This is a genomic window from Nocardioides sp. SLBN-35 (genome assembly GCF_006715725.1).
Classification (GTDB): Bacteria; Actinomycetota; Actinomycetes; order Propionibacteriales; family Nocardioidaceae; genus Nocardioides.
Genome location: NZ_VFNU01000001.1, coordinates 141,300 through 154,124 on the forward strand (window position 1 = coordinate 141,300; position 12,825 = coordinate 154,124).

At 73.1% G+C, this 12,825-nt stretch carries 12 protein-coding genes; 8 read left to right on the plus strand and 4 right to left on the minus strand.

Features of this window, described 5'->3' with window-relative positions:
• Positions 1-31 precede the first annotated feature (31 nt).
• From FBY23_RS00700 to FBY23_RS00735, 8 genes are read left to right on the plus strand one after another with little or no spacing between them, the layout of a single operon-like run.
• Entirely contained in the window at positions 32-706 is a 675-nt protein-coding gene (locus FBY23_RS00700) for a fasciclin domain-containing protein (RefSeq protein ID WP_141796392.1), read from the plus strand.
• A 50-nt stretch (positions 707-756) separates the two neighbouring features.
• Entirely contained in the window at positions 757-1,365 is a 609-nt protein-coding gene (sigK, locus tag FBY23_RS00705) for an ECF RNA polymerase sigma factor SigK (protein WP_141796393.1), read from the plus strand.
• Complete coding sequence (locus tag FBY23_RS00710) at positions 1,362-2,144, plus strand: anti-sigma factor domain-containing protein (RefSeq protein ID WP_141796394.1); 783 nt, start codon at positions 1,362-1,364, stop codon at positions 2,142-2,144. Before sigK ends, FBY23_RS00710 begins: the two co-directional genes overlap by 4 nt.
• Positions 2,145-2,153: 9 nt before the next feature.
• Positions 2,154-4,172, plus strand: a complete 2,019-nt coding sequence (locus FBY23_RS00715) for an FAD-dependent oxidoreductase (RefSeq protein ID WP_141796395.1) — start codon at positions 2,154-2,156, stop codon at positions 4,170-4,172.
• Positions 4,169-5,449, plus strand: coding sequence for a class I SAM-dependent methyltransferase (locus FBY23_RS00720; protein ID WP_141796396.1), 1,281 nt, complete (start codon positions 4,169-4,171; stop codon positions 5,447-5,449). The genes FBY23_RS00715 and FBY23_RS00720 overlap by 4 nt, the downstream gene beginning before the upstream one ends.
• Complete coding sequence (locus tag FBY23_RS00725) at positions 5,446-6,678, plus strand: cyclopropane-fatty-acyl-phospholipid synthase family protein (RefSeq protein WP_141796397.1); 1,233 nt, start codon at positions 5,446-5,448, stop codon at positions 6,676-6,678. The genes FBY23_RS00720 and FBY23_RS00725 overlap by 4 nt, the downstream gene beginning before the upstream one ends.
• Positions 6,675-7,490, plus strand: coding sequence for a DUF1295 domain-containing protein (locus FBY23_RS00730; protein WP_141796398.1), 816 nt, complete (start codon positions 6,675-6,677; stop codon positions 7,488-7,490). The genes FBY23_RS00725 and FBY23_RS00730 overlap by 4 nt, the downstream gene beginning before the upstream one ends.
• 9 nt (positions 7,491-7,499) lie before the next feature.
• Positions 7,500-8,258: a tyrosine-protein phosphatase gene (locus FBY23_RS00735; protein WP_141796399.1), complete on the plus strand. Its 759-nt coding sequence runs from the start codon at positions 7,500-7,502 to the stop codon at positions 8,256-8,258.
• 129 nt (positions 8,259-8,387) lie between these two features.
• Here FBY23_RS00735 and FBY23_RS00740 read toward each other — a convergent pair whose 3' ends face one another.
• The 4 genes from FBY23_RS00740 to hutH are packed head-to-tail and all read right to left on the minus strand — an operon-like array spanning position 8,388 to position 12,736.
• Positions 8,388-8,999, minus strand: coding sequence for an MBL fold metallo-hydrolase (locus tag FBY23_RS00740; protein WP_141796400.1), 612 nt, complete (start codon positions 8,997-8,999; stop codon positions 8,388-8,390).
• Positions 8,996-10,111: an S-(hydroxymethyl)mycothiol dehydrogenase gene (locus FBY23_RS00745; RefSeq protein ID WP_141796401.1), complete on the minus strand. Its 1,116-nt coding sequence runs from the start codon at positions 10,109-10,111 to the stop codon at positions 8,996-8,998. Before FBY23_RS00745 ends, FBY23_RS00740 begins: the two co-directional genes overlap by 4 nt.
• 13 nt (positions 10,112-10,124) lie before the next feature.
• A complete protein-coding gene (locus FBY23_RS00750) occupies positions 10,125-11,069 on the minus strand; it encodes a PDR/VanB family oxidoreductase (protein ID WP_141796402.1) in 945 nt (314 codons plus the stop codon).
• Positions 11,066-12,736, minus strand: a complete 1,671-nt coding sequence (gene hutH, locus FBY23_RS00755; RefSeq protein ID WP_141796403.1) for a histidine ammonia-lyase — start codon at positions 12,734-12,736, stop codon at positions 11,066-11,068. The genes FBY23_RS00750 and hutH overlap by 4 nt, the downstream gene beginning before the upstream one ends.
• Positions 12,737-12,825 lie beyond the last annotated feature (89 nt).

The window sequence follows — 12,825 nt, forward strand, 5'->3', positions numbered from 1 at the left end:
GCACCGATCACCCTCCACGGAAGGCACCACCATGAAGCTCCAGAAGTTCCGCCGGGTCACCGGCGCCGGCATCGCCGTCCTCGCCCTCTCCGTCTCCCTCGCCGCCTGTGGCGACGACGGCGACGCGGCCGACGCGGGCAGCACCTCCAAGGGCGACTCGGGCATGACCAGCGACTCCCCGGCCGCCGAGGGCGCCGCCGCCCAGACCTTCGGTCCCGGCTGCTCGGCGATCCCGACCTCGGGCGCCGGCTCCTTCGACGGCATGGTCAAGGACCCGGTCGCCACGGCGGCCAGTAACAACCCGCTGCTCAGCACCCTGGTCACCGCCGTCACCAGCATCGACGGCCTGGCCGACACCCTCAACGGAGGCGAGGCGCTGACCGTCTTCGCGCCGTACAACGACGCCTTCGCCGAGATCCCCGAGGACCAGCTCAACGGCCTGGTCATGGAGGGCAAGGAGAAGGGTCAGGACAGCGCGCTCTACAAGGTGCTCGCCCACCACGTCCTCGGCGAGAACGACTCCGCCGACGACGTCGCTGGCGACAAGGAGACCCTCGCGGGCGACAAGCTGACCATCGAGGGCGACGCCGAGAGCGGCATGACCGTCTCCGACGGCACGGTCACCGCCAAGGTCCTGTGCGGCAACATCCCGACGGCGAACGCGACCGTCTACGTCATCGACAAGGTGCTCACCGGAGTCAAGTGACCCGATCCGGGCACTTCCCGCACACCAGCTGAACCGGAAGGATCACCACCATGGATCCGGTCCCCGGCGACCCGGCCGGCGCCCCCCACCCGGGGGCGCCGGCCGGCGGTCACGGTCCTGACCTGGGAGCGCTGCTGCGGCAGTCCGCCCGGGGAGACAACGCCGCCTTCGCCACGTTGTACGACGCCACCGCGGCTCGCGTCCACGGACTCGCGCTGCGCGTGGTGCGCGACCGGGCGCAGGCCGAGGAGGTCACCCAGGAGGTGTTCCTCGAGGTGTGGCGCCAGGCGAGCAGGTACGACGCGGAGCGCGGCAGCGCACTGGCGTGGCTGATGACCATCACCCACCGCAAGGCGGTCGACCGGGTCCGCAGCGCGCAGGCCGCGAGCCGGCGCGACGTGACCTGGGAGCAGCGCAACCAGAGCATCGAGCACGACACGACCGCCGAGGCCGCCCACGCCTCGCTCGAGGCGCACCGCGTGCGTACGGCGCTCGGCCAGCTCACCGAGGTCCAGCGCGAGGCGATCGAGCTGGCGTACTTCGGCGGCTACACCCACACCGAGGTGGCCGCCCTGCTCGACCTACCGGTCGGGACAGCGAAGACCAGGATCCGCGACGGCCTCATCCGGCTGCGCGACACGATCGGAGTAGGACGATGACCGATCACGACCAGACGCCCGGCTGGGACGTGCACGCGCTCTCCGGCGCGTACGCCGTCGACGCGCTCGACGACGGGGAGCGGGCCCGCTTCGAAGCCCACCTGGCCCAGTGCGCCGAGTGCCGCGACGAGGTGGACGGCCTCCGTGAGGCCGCAGCGGTGCTGGGGAGCGCCGAGCCGGTCGAGCCGCCGGCCGCCCTCCGGGACCGGGTCCTCGAGGGGATCACCCAGATCCGGCCGCTGCCGCCGCAGAGCACGCCCGCGCCCGCGGATGCGCCGGTGGACCTCGCCACGGCCCGCCGTCGGATCCGGCCGGGCCGGCTCGGCCGGACCGGCAACCTGCTGCTGGTGGCCGCGGTCCTCGTCCTGGTCGCTGCGGCGGGCGGGCTCCTGCTGCGGCCCTGGGCCGACGACACCCCGGCGAAGCCGACGCTGACCGCCGCCGAACGGGTCCTCGCCGCCGCCGACGCCACCTCGGTCGACAAGAGGTTCCCGGACGGGTCCACCGCCACCATCGTGGTCTCGCGCAGCGAGGGCCGCGCCGTCATCCGGACCACCGACATGGCGCCCGCCCCCGACGGCAAGGTCTACGAGCTGTGGCTGCAGACCCCGGCAGGCGAGATGGAGGCAGCCGGCCTGATGCCCGACCTGCGCGACGCGACGGTCCTCCTGGACGGGGACGCCTCCCGGGCGACCGGCGTCGGGATCACGGTGGAGCCCGACGGCGGTTCCGACCAGCCCACCAGCCAGCCCATCGCCTTCTTCACCCTGGACTCCTAGGGGCCAGCCATGACCACGACACCACGGCGGATCGCCGTGGTGGGCTCCGGCGTCGCCGGGCTCACCGCGGCCTACCTCGCCTCCCGCACCTCGACCGGCGCCCGGGTGACCCTGTTCGAGGCCGACGACCGGCTCGGCGGCCACGCCGACACCCACACGGTCACCGACCCGACGGGTCGCGAGCTGCGCATCGACAGCGGGTTCATCGTCCACAACCGGCGCACCTACCCGGTGCTGACCCGGATCCTCGACGAGCTCGGCGTGCCGACCCAGGCCTCCGAGATGTCGATGTCGACCAGCGACGAGGTGACCGGCCTGGAGTGGGCCGGTGCGCTCGGGCGGCGCGGGCTGTTCCCCGCCGGCGCGGGCAACCACCGCAACCCGGCGTACCTGCGGATGCTGGCCGAGGTGCCGCGCTTCCACCGGGCGGCGCGACGTCTCCTCGATGCCCGCACCGACGACCTCACCACCCTGGCCGCCTTCCTCGACCACCACGGCTTCTCGCCGTACTTCCGACGGCACTTCATGGAGCCGCTCGTCGCGGCGGTGTGGTCCTGCGACCCGGACACGGCGCTGGACTACCCGGCGGCGTACCTGTTCGCCTTCCTCCAGCACCACGGCATGCTCGCCGTGTTCGGCTCCCCGCCGTGGCGCACGGTGACGGGCGGATCGGCGACCTACGTGTCGGCGATCGCCGCGGCGCTGGAGGCCGCGGGCGGCCGGATCCGCACCGCCACCCCGGTGCTCGCCCTCGAGGAGACCGACGAGGGCGTCGAGGTGACCACGCCCGCCGGGCGGGAGGCGTACGACGCCGTGGTGGTCGCCACCCATCCCGACCAGGCGCTCGGGATGCTCGCGGCGCCGACGCGTGAGCAGAAGGAGGTGCTCGACGCGATCCCGTACACGAGCAACACCGCCCTGCTGCACACCGACACCCGCCTGCTGCCGCGCTCCCGCGACGCCTGGGCGTCGTGGAACTTCCGTCGCCCGCGGGTCGCCCAGGAGCGGGTCCAGGTCACCTACGACCTCACGCGGCTGCAGCGGCTGCCCACCGACACCCACTACCTGGTGACCCTCGGCGGCCAGGACGACGTCGACCCCGCCAGCGTGCTGGTCCGGCGCGAGTACGCCCATCCGCTGTACACGCCGGAGTCGGTCGCCGCCCAGGCCAGGCTGCCCGGGATCGACACCGACCGGGTCGTGTTCGCCGGCGCCTACCACGGCTGGGGCTTCCACGAGGACGGCGCGCGGTCCGGGCAGCGGGCGGTCGAGCGGCTGGGGCTGCTCTCCCCGGAGCGTGTCGCCGCGACGACGTACGCCACGACCCTGGTGCACCGGCGTCGCGAGCCGCTGCGCAACGACTTCACCCACCGCTCGCACCTCACCGTCGTCGACCTCGACCGGGTCGCGGGCGACGGGTCGGTCGAGGGCGTGGGCGGCCGGTTCCTGGGGCGCGACCACTTCGCCGGCGACGACGCCTCCGTGCGCGAGGGACTTGACCGGTTCCTGGCCGCGCACGCCATCGACCTGCGGGGCGGCCGCGCCCTGATGGCCGCCCAACCCCGGGCCCTCGGGCACTGCTTCAACCCGATCACGGTCCACTGGTGCTGGGCCGCGGGCGAGGAGGACGGCCGTCCCGCAGCCACCGTCGTCGAGGTGCACAACACCTATGGGGACCGGCACGCCTACCTGCTCGACCCCGAGCGCACCAGCGCCGAGGGCCGTTGTGTCGTCGACAAGGCGATGTACGTCTCGCCCTTCCACGGGACCGACGGGCACTACGAGGTGCTCGCACCGCCGCCCGACCCGGCGACCGGCCGGCTGCACCTGGGTGTCCGCCTCGTCACCGACGACGGCGCCCGGTTCGACGCCACCCTCACGGGTACCCCCACGACACCTCCCCGGCTGCCGCTCGCCGGCCTGCGTGGTGCGGCCCTGATCAGGGCGCACGGCATCGCGCTGTGGGCCCGCCGCCTGCCGGTCCAGCCCCGACCGCGCCCGTCCTCTCCCGAAGGAGACCACCGATGACGCTCACGGCCTCCCCCACCACCACCTGGCCCGGCCTCGCCCCGGTCCCCGAGGGCGGGCTCTCCGCCCGGATCGCCGAGCGCCTGTTCCGCGCGGCGGTCGCCCGCCGCAACGTCACGGTGCGTCTGCGGCGGCCCGACGGCACCGTCGAGCAGCTCGGGCTCGGTGGGCCCGCCGTCGTCGTGCACCGTCCGGCCGAGCTGTTCGCCCGCGTCGGACGGGACAAGCTGATCGGCTTCGGCGAGGCGTACCTGACCGGCGCCTGGGCCGAGGACGGCGTCCCGGGCGACGGCGTCCTCGGCGACTTCCTCACCGTGCTCGCCGCGGACATCGCCGACCTGGTCCCGCGCAGCCTGCAGCGCCTGCGCGGCGTCGTCTCACCGCGCCTGCCCCGCAGCCACCGCGGCACGCGGGAGAACACCCAGGCGAACGTGGCCCACCACTACGACCTGTCCAACGACCTGTTCGCGGCCTTCCTCGACCCGACCCTGTCCTACTCGAGCGCCCTGTTCGACGACCTGGCCACGGCCCTGTCCGAGGACTTCGCCGCCGCCCAGCACCGCAAGATCGACCGGCTGCTCGACCGGGCCGGGGTCACCACCGGCACCCGGCTGCTCGAGATCGGCACCGGCTGGGGCGAGCTGGCGATCCGGGCCGCCGCCCGTGGCGCGAGCGTCCGGTCGATCACCCTGTCGGTCGAGCAGCAGGCGCTGGCACAAGAACGGATCGCCGCGGCCGGGTGCGCCGACCGGGTCGACGTCGACCTGTGCGACTACCGGGCGCTGCTCGACGAGCCCGCCGCGGCGTACGACGCCGTGGTGTCGGTGGAGATGATCGAGGCGGTGGGCCGCGAGTTCTGGCCGTCGTACTTCCGCACCATCGACCATGCGCTCGCCCCGGGTGGCCGGGTGGCGATCCAGGCGATCACGCTGCCCCACGACCGGATGCTCGCCACCGGGTCGACGCACACCTTCATCACCAAGTACATCTTCCCCGGCGGCGCGCTGCCCTCGGTGCGGGCGATCGACGACGTGACCCGGCGACACACCGCCCTGCGGATCACCGACGACCTCGCCATGGGCCGGCACTACGCCCCCACCCTGCAGCGGTGGGACCGGGCGTTCCTCGCCGCGCGCGCGCGGGTGGCGGACCTCGGCTTCGACGCGACCTTCGTGCGGATGTGGCACTTCTACCTCGAGTACTGCCGCGCCGGCTTCGCCGCCGACTACATCGACGTGCACCAGCTGGTGCTGGCCCGGCCGGAGGAGGGCCGATGAGCGCGACGGTCGCAACGGATCTCGAGCAGGCACTGCGACCGTTCGTCGGCGGCGACCTGCCGGTGCGCCTGGTCGCCTGGGACGGTACGACGGCCGGCCCGGTCGACGCGCCGGTCGTCGAGGTCCGCTCGCCCGACGCGCTGCGCCGGCTGCTCTGGCACCCCGGCGAGCTGGGGGCCGCGCAGGCCTACGTGACCGGGGAGCTCGACGTACCGGGTGACCTGGACGCGGCCCTCACCCACGCCTTCGCGGTGGCCTCCGAGCGCGACCTGCCCAGCCGGCCGTCGTTGCGCGCGCTCGCGGGGGCGGTGCGGACCGCCGTCGGCCTCGACCTGCTCGGTCGGCCACCGACGGCACCGGCCACCCAGGCGCGGGTCCGGGGCCGGTTGCACAGCAAGGACCGTGACCGCCGGGCGATCAGCCATCACTACGACACCACCGCCGACTTCTACTCGTTGGTCCTCGACGAGCGGACCATGGCGTACTCCTGCGGCTACCACTCCTCGCCCGACCAGCCGCTGGCCGACGCGCAGGAGGCCAAGCTGGACCTGGTCTGCCGCAAGCTCGGCCTGGAGCCGGGGATGCGGCTGCTCGACGTCGGCTGCGGGTGGGGATCGCTGTCGCTGCACGCGGCCGAGCACTTCGGCGCCCGGGTGGTCGGCGTGACGATCTCGGCCGAGCAGCGGAGATTCGCCGAGGCGGCCGCCCGGCGCCGGGGTGTGGCCGACCTGGTCGAGATCCGGCTGTGCGACTACCGCGACGCGGTGCCGCTCCCGGGCGCGGAGTACGACGCGGTCGCGTCGCTCGAGATGGGCGAGCACGTCGGGGAGCGGAACTACCCGGCGTACGCACGGGTGCTGCACGACTCTGTCCGTCCGGGCGGCCACGTCCTGGTCCAGCAGATGTCGCGCGGCGCGAACCACCCCGGCGGCGGGCCGTTCATCGAGTCCTTCATCGCACCTGACATGCACATGCGGCCGGTCGGCGCGACGATCGGCCTGCTGGAGGCCGCCGGACTGGAGCTGCGCGGGGTCGAGGCGCTGCGCGAGCACTACGTGCTGACCGTCGCTGGCTGGCTGGCCCGGTTCGAGGAGAACCTCGACGCGATCACCGCGCTGGTCGGCGAGGAGCTGGTCCGGGTCTGGCGGCTCTACCTCGTCGGCGGCTCGATGGCGTTCCGCGACGGGCGGATGGGCGTCGACCAGCTGCTGCTGCGGAGAAGTGCATGAGCGTGGTCGTCAGCATCGTGCTGTCCCTCGCCGCCGCTTCCGTGGTGATGGCGGTGACCGCGCTGGTCGCCCGCCGCCAGGGCCGGGTGGCCGTCGTCGACGTGGCCTGGGGGGTCGCGTTCGCCGGGGCCGCGCTGGCGTGTGGGGCCGGCGCGGTCCTGACGGACGCGGGCACGCCGTGGCGCTCGTGGCTCCTGGTGGCGCTGGTGGCGCTCTGGGGCGGGCGGCTGGCCTGGCACATCGGCCGCCGGGCGGCCCAGCACCGTGGTGAGGACCCGCGCTACGAGAAGCTGCTCGGCGGCAGCCTCGCGGAGGTCGGCATGGGCCGCGCGGCGCGAAAGGTGTTCGCGCTGCAGGGCGCGATCGTGCCGGTGATCGCGCTGCCCGTCTCGGTCGGCGTGGTGCTCTCGGTGCGGTGGTGGCCGGTGGTGCTCGTCGGCGCGGTGGTGTGGGCTGTCGGGCTGTTCTTCGAGGCGGTGGGCGACGCCCAGCTGGCGGCGTACCGCTCCCGGCCGCGCGACCAGCGCCCGCCGGTCCTCGACACCGGGCTGTGGGCATGGACCCGGCACCCGAACTACTTCGGCGACGCGTGCGTGTGGTGGGGCCTGTGGCTCGCCGGCGGTCTCGCGTCCGGCTGGGTCGCCGGCCTGGCCACCGTCGTCGCGCCGCTCGCGATGACCTGGTTCCTCAGCGAGGCGACCGGGGCCAAGCTGATCGAGCAGACGATGATGCAACGACCCGGCTATGCGTCGTACGCCGCCCGGACCTCGCGCTTCCTCCCCCGACCGCCACGAGGTCGGCACGTCTCCTAGGGTCGTGCCGTGACCCAGGACCAGGAGTATCTCCGGCTCGCCTCGGCCGACAACTTCCGCGACGTGGCCGGCCCCGGCTACGCCACCCGCGACGGCGGCAAGCTCCGCACCGGCGTCTTCTACCGCTCCAACGACCTGCGCCTGACCGGCGACGACTTCGCCGCGTTGCAGGCGATCGGGCTGACCGCGGTCATCGACCTGCGCTCCCCCACCGAGATCGCCGTGCACCCCGACCCCGAGGTCCCCGGCGCCGAGAACCTCCACTTCGACGCCATCGGCATCCCGATCGAGCGGCTCTCCAGCCTCACCAGCCACGCCGAGGCGGTCGCGCTGATGGACGAGGTCTACCGCGGCTTCGTCGTCGAGCAGCACTGCCGCACCGCCTTCGGCGGCGTGCTCCGCCAGCTCGCCGCCGGCGGCCCCCAGCTCTTCCACTGCTCGCAGGGCAAGGACCGCACCGGCTGGGTCGCCGCCCTGCTGCTCCACGTCGCGGGCGTCGACGACCCGACGATCGAGAGTGACTACCTGCTCACCAACGCCCGCAGCGCCGCCTCCCGGGCCCGGGTGGAGGCCGAGATCGAGAAGCACGGCGGGCCCGACCTCGTCGCCGTCTACGAGCCGACGCTCGTGGTCGACGTGGAGTACCTCGACGCCGCGTGGGCTGCCGTCGAGGAGCTGTACGGCGACCGGTCGGCGTACCTGCGCGACGGGCTGGGTCTCGACGACGCCACGCTGGACCGGCTGCGCGAGCTGCTGCGGGCCGCCTGATCCCGCTCGTCCCGCCGCGCTGTAACACGCTGTCCACCTGACTACCTGACGGTTGTCAGCAGCGCGCCGGCGTGTCGTGCGGCGTGTCGCTACGTGGACAGCGTGTTACAGCACGGGCCGCCGAGCGGGTCAGGCTCCGAGCAGCTCCCGTTCGGCGGCGATGGTGGTGTCCTCGCCGTGCCCGGTGTGCACGACCGTGTCACCGGGCAGGTCGAACAACCGCTTGCGGATCGAGGCCTCCAGGGTGGGCCGGTCGCTGTAGGAGCGGCCGGTCGCACCGGGACCGCCGTGGAACAGCGTGTCGCCGGTGAACACGCAGCCCAGGTCGGGGGCGTAGAGGCACACCGCACCCGGGGCGTGGCCCGGAGTGTGGAGCACCTGCAGCGTCGTACCGCCCACCTCCAGGGTCTGGCCGTCGGCGAGGTCCACGTCCCACAGGTACTGGGTGTGGGTGAGCTCCCACAGCGGCCTGTCGTCGGGGTGCAGCAGGATCGGGGCGACGACCTTCTCCCGCAGCTCAGGGGCGACGCGGACGTGGTCGTCGTGGGCGTGGGTGCACACGATCGCCTTCACCCGCCGGTCCCCGACCACGGCCAGGATGTCGTCGACCGAGTGCGGGGCGTCGATCACCACACACTCGGTGTCGTCACCGACGACCCACACGTTGTTGTCGACGTCGAAGGTCTCCCCGTCGAGGCTGAACGTCCCCGACGTCACGGCATGATCGACCCGAGCAGTCACAGGATGACCACCGAGCGCAGCACGTCGCCGTGGTGCATCTTGTCGAACGCGGCCTCGATGTCCTCGATGCCGATCTCCTCGGTCACGAACGCGTCCAGGTCCAAACGACCCTGCTGGTACAGGTCGACAAGCATCGGGAAGTCACGCGAGGGCAGGCAGTCGCCGTACCAGGACGACTTCAACGCGCCACCGCGGCCGAACACGTCGATCAGCGGGATCTCCGGGATCTTCATGTCCGGGGTCGGCACCCCGACGAGGACGACGGTGCCGGCCAGGTCGCGGGCGTAGAACGCCTGCTTCCACGTCTCCGGACGACCCACCGCCTCGACCACGACATCGGCACCGTCGGCACCCTCATAGGTCTCGCCGCAGATCCGCTTGATCTCCGCCACCGGGTCGACCTGAGTCGAGTCGACGGTGTGGGTCGCGCCCATCTCCCGCGCCTTGGCGAGCTTCTTCGCGTCGATGTCGACCGCGATGATCGGCGAGGCACCCGCCAGAGCGGCACCCGCGATCGCGGCCACACCGACCCCACCGCAACCGATGACCGCGATCGACTTGCCCCGGCCCACGGCACCGGTGTTGATCGCCGCACCGATCCCGGCCATCACACCGCAACCCAGCAGACCGACCGCGGCCGGGCGGGCCTTCGCGTCGACCTTCGTGCACTGGCCCGCGGCGACCAGGGTCTTCTCCGCGAACGCACCGATCCCCAACGCCGGCGACAGCTCCGTGCCGGCATCATCACCCTCGGCCAGCGTCATCTTCTGGGTCGCGTTGTGGGTGTTGAAGCAGTACTGCGCCTCACCGCGCCTGCAGGCCCGGCACTCACCACACACCGCACGCCAGTTCAACACCACGAAGTCCCCCGGAGCCACCGAGGTCACGTCCGGCCCGACGGCCTCCACGACCCCCGAGGCCTCGTGCCCCAGCAGGAACGGGAAGTCGTCATTGATCCCACCCTCGCGGTAGTGCAGGTCCGTGTGGCACACCCCGCACGAGAGCACCTTCACCACCGCCTCGCCCGGACCCGGGTCGGGCACATTGATCGTCACGACCTCCACCGGCGCACCCTTGGCCCTGGCGACGACGGCCTTCACCTGCTGACTCATGTACTCCCTCTCCTCACAGATCCAGGACGATCCGCGCGCCGCGGCACCGCGACACGCAGGGCATCATCATCTCGCCGCTCTCGCGCTCCTCGTCGCTGAGGACGTGGTCGCGATGATCCGGCTCGCCTTCCAGGACGACCGTCTCACACGTGCCACAGACGCCCTCCCGGCAGGAGCTGAGCACCCGGATGCCGGCGTGGGTGAGCGCGTCGAGAACGGTCTGGTCGGCGGCCACGGGGATCTCGGTCCCGTCGGCGATCTCGACCACGAACGCGTGGTCGCCCGCGCGGATCGCGTCCCCGTCGCCGGTGAACCGCTCCAGCACCAGGCGGGTTCCGGGGCGGGCGGCGGCGTACTCCTCGAGCGCGGCCAGCAGCGGCGCCGGGCCGCACGCGTACACGTCCGCGTCGGCACCGCCGAGCCCGTCGAGCGCGGTGGCCAGGTCGATCGGGCCGCCGTCGGTGTCGACGTGGCGCACGACGCGGTCGCCGTACGACGCCAGCTCGTCGACGTACGCCGCCGCGGCCTCGCTGCGGGCCAGGTGCAGCAGGCTCCAGTCCGCGCCGGCGGCGTCGGCGGCCGCGGCCATCGGCAGGATCGGGGTGATCCCGATGCCGCCCGAGACGAGCACGATCCGGCGCTCGCCGACGACGAGCTCGAAGTCGTTGCGGGGTGCGGAGGTGACCAGCTCGTCACCGACCGCGAGGGCGTGGTGGACGTGGCTGGAGCCGCCGCGGCCGTCGGTCTCCTCGAGCACCGCGATCCGCCAGGTGTCGGCGCCGGGCTCCGAGCACAGGGAGTAGGAGCGGGTGAGCTCGTCGGTGAGCACGACGTCGACGTGCGCGCCGGGCGTCCAGCCGGGCAGCGGCGTACCGTTCACCGGCGCCAGCACCAGCTCGCGGACCCGATCGGCGACCTGCCGGGCCGCAGCCACGCGGACCCGGACGTCCGCGGTCACGAGAGGCCCTCCGCGGTCGCGACGACGGCGCCGGAGTGGACCAGCTCGACGGCCTTGCGCAGCCACGGGTAGAGCACCCGGTCCTGGGTGAGGTGCGCGACCGGTTGGCCCTGCGCGTCCTCGCTGCCGCGCACCAGCGCCCGCACTGCCCGGCTGGTCGGGGCGAGCCCGTCCTCGGTGACCTCGTCCTGCAGGATCCGCAGGTCCAGCGCCTGGGCCGCCATGAGCAGCTCGATGGCGACGACGGCCTCGATGTTGGCGACGACCTGGCGGGCGTGCCGGCCGGCGTTGTTGGCCATCGAGACGTGGTCCTCCTGGTTGGCGCAGGTGGGGATCGAGTCGACGGAGTCGGGGTGCGCGAGCGTCTTGCAGTCGGAGACCAGCGCGGCGGCGAGGTACTGCGGAAGCATGTAGCCGCAGTCCATGCCGACCTGCGCGCTGTTGACGAGCATGTCCGGAAGGCCGCGGTTGAGGGTGCCGTCGTCCATCCGGAACAGCCGGCGCTCGGTGATGTTGCCGATCTCGGTGACCGCGATGGCGAGGAAGTCGGCGGCGAAGGCCATGTACTCCGCGTGGAAGTTTCCGCCCGACACGGCCTTCAGCGAGCGCGGCAGGGACGGGAAGATCAGCGGGTTGTCGGTGGCGGCGTTCATCTCGTTCTCGACGAGACCGGCCACGAAGCGCAGGGTGTCGGTGATCGGGCCGAGCACCTGCGGCACGCAGCGCAGCGAGTAGGCGTCCTGCGGGGGCTGGCGGACCGGATCGTGGTCGCGGTCGCCGTCGACCAGCGTCGCGCCGGTGAGCAGCCGGCGGATCCGGGCGGCGACCTCGACCTGGCCGGACTGGCCGCGGGCCTCGTGCAGCTCGGCGATGAACGCGTCACCGAATCCCTTGAGCGCCTCGATCGACATCGCGGCGGTGACCAGGTTGGTGTCGAGCAGGTTCTGCGCGTCGTGCAGCGCGAGCGCGACCTGGGCGCAGGAGAAGGACGTGCCGTTGAGCAGCGCCAGGCCCTCCTTCGCGGCGAGCGCGATCCGCTCGAGGCCGGCGTCGGCCATCGCCTGCGCGCCGGTGACGACCCGGTTGCCGCCCCGGCCGTCAAGGAGCACCTCGCCGGAGTTCCGGACGTCCTCCTCGGCGCTCTCGCGGCCCGCTACGCCCCTGGTCATCACGACCGCGAGGTGGGCCAGCGGGATCAGGTCGCCGGACGCGCCGAGCGAGCCGTACTCCGGGATCGCCGGGTGCACGCCGGCGTTGAGCATGTCGACGACGAGCCGGGCGACCTCGGGGCGCACGCCGGAGTGGCCGGACAGCAGGCTCACCGCGCGGATCAGCATGGTGGCGCGGACCAGCTCGGCGTCGACGTACCGACCGATGCCGGAGGCGTTGCTGAGGACCAGGCGGCGCGACAGCTCGGCCGCGTCGGCCGGGTCGGCGAAGGCCTGGCGGCCGGCGAGCGAGCCGAAGCCGGTGTTGATCGAGTAGATCGGGCGCTCCAGGCCGGCGGCCTCGACCCACTCCTGGCTGGCGCGCAGGCGCTCGTCGACGGCGGCGTCGAGCTCGACGCGGGCGCCGTGGCGGGCGACGGCGACGAGGTCCGCGAGCGTGAGCCGGGCGGTGCCGAGGACGACGACGCGGTCGGAGGTCTGCGTCAGGTGAGCGGTCATGGTCACATCGTCGCGGAGGGCCGGCACACCCCGGCAACGCGGATTCTCATCACGCGGGAACCTTCGTTGTTGGCGGCTTCCGGCCGCTC

Coding starts and splice junctions, on each gene's coding strand:
- FBY23_RS00700 (WP_141796392.1), top strand. CDS start 32: ATGAAGCTCCAGAAGTTCCGCCGGGTCACCGGCGCCGGCATCGCCGTC.
- sigK (WP_141796393.1), top strand. CDS start 757: ATGGATCCGGTCCCCGGCGACCCGGCCGGCGCCCCCCACCCGGGGGCG.
- FBY23_RS00710 (WP_141796394.1), top strand. CDS start 1,362: ATGACCGATCACGACCAGACGCCCGGCTGGGACGTGCACGCGCTCTCC.
- FBY23_RS00715 (WP_141796395.1), top strand. CDS start 2,154: ATGACCACGACACCACGGCGGATCGCCGTGGTGGGCTCCGGCGTCGCC.
- FBY23_RS00720 (WP_141796396.1), top strand. CDS start 4,169: ATGACGCTCACGGCCTCCCCCACCACCACCTGGCCCGGCCTCGCCCCG.
- FBY23_RS00725 (WP_141796397.1), top strand. CDS start 5,446: ATGAGCGCGACGGTCGCAACGGATCTCGAGCAGGCACTGCGACCGTTC.
- FBY23_RS00730 (WP_141796398.1), top strand. CDS start 6,675: ATGAGCGTGGTCGTCAGCATCGTGCTGTCCCTCGCCGCCGCTTCCGTG.
- FBY23_RS00745 (WP_141796401.1), bottom strand. CDS start 10,111: ATGAGTCAGCAGGTGAAGGCCGTCGTCGCCAGGGCCAAGGGTGCGCCG.
- hutH (WP_141796403.1), bottom strand. CDS start 12,736: ATGACCGCTCACCTGACGCAGACCTCCGACCGCGTCGTCGTCCTCGGC.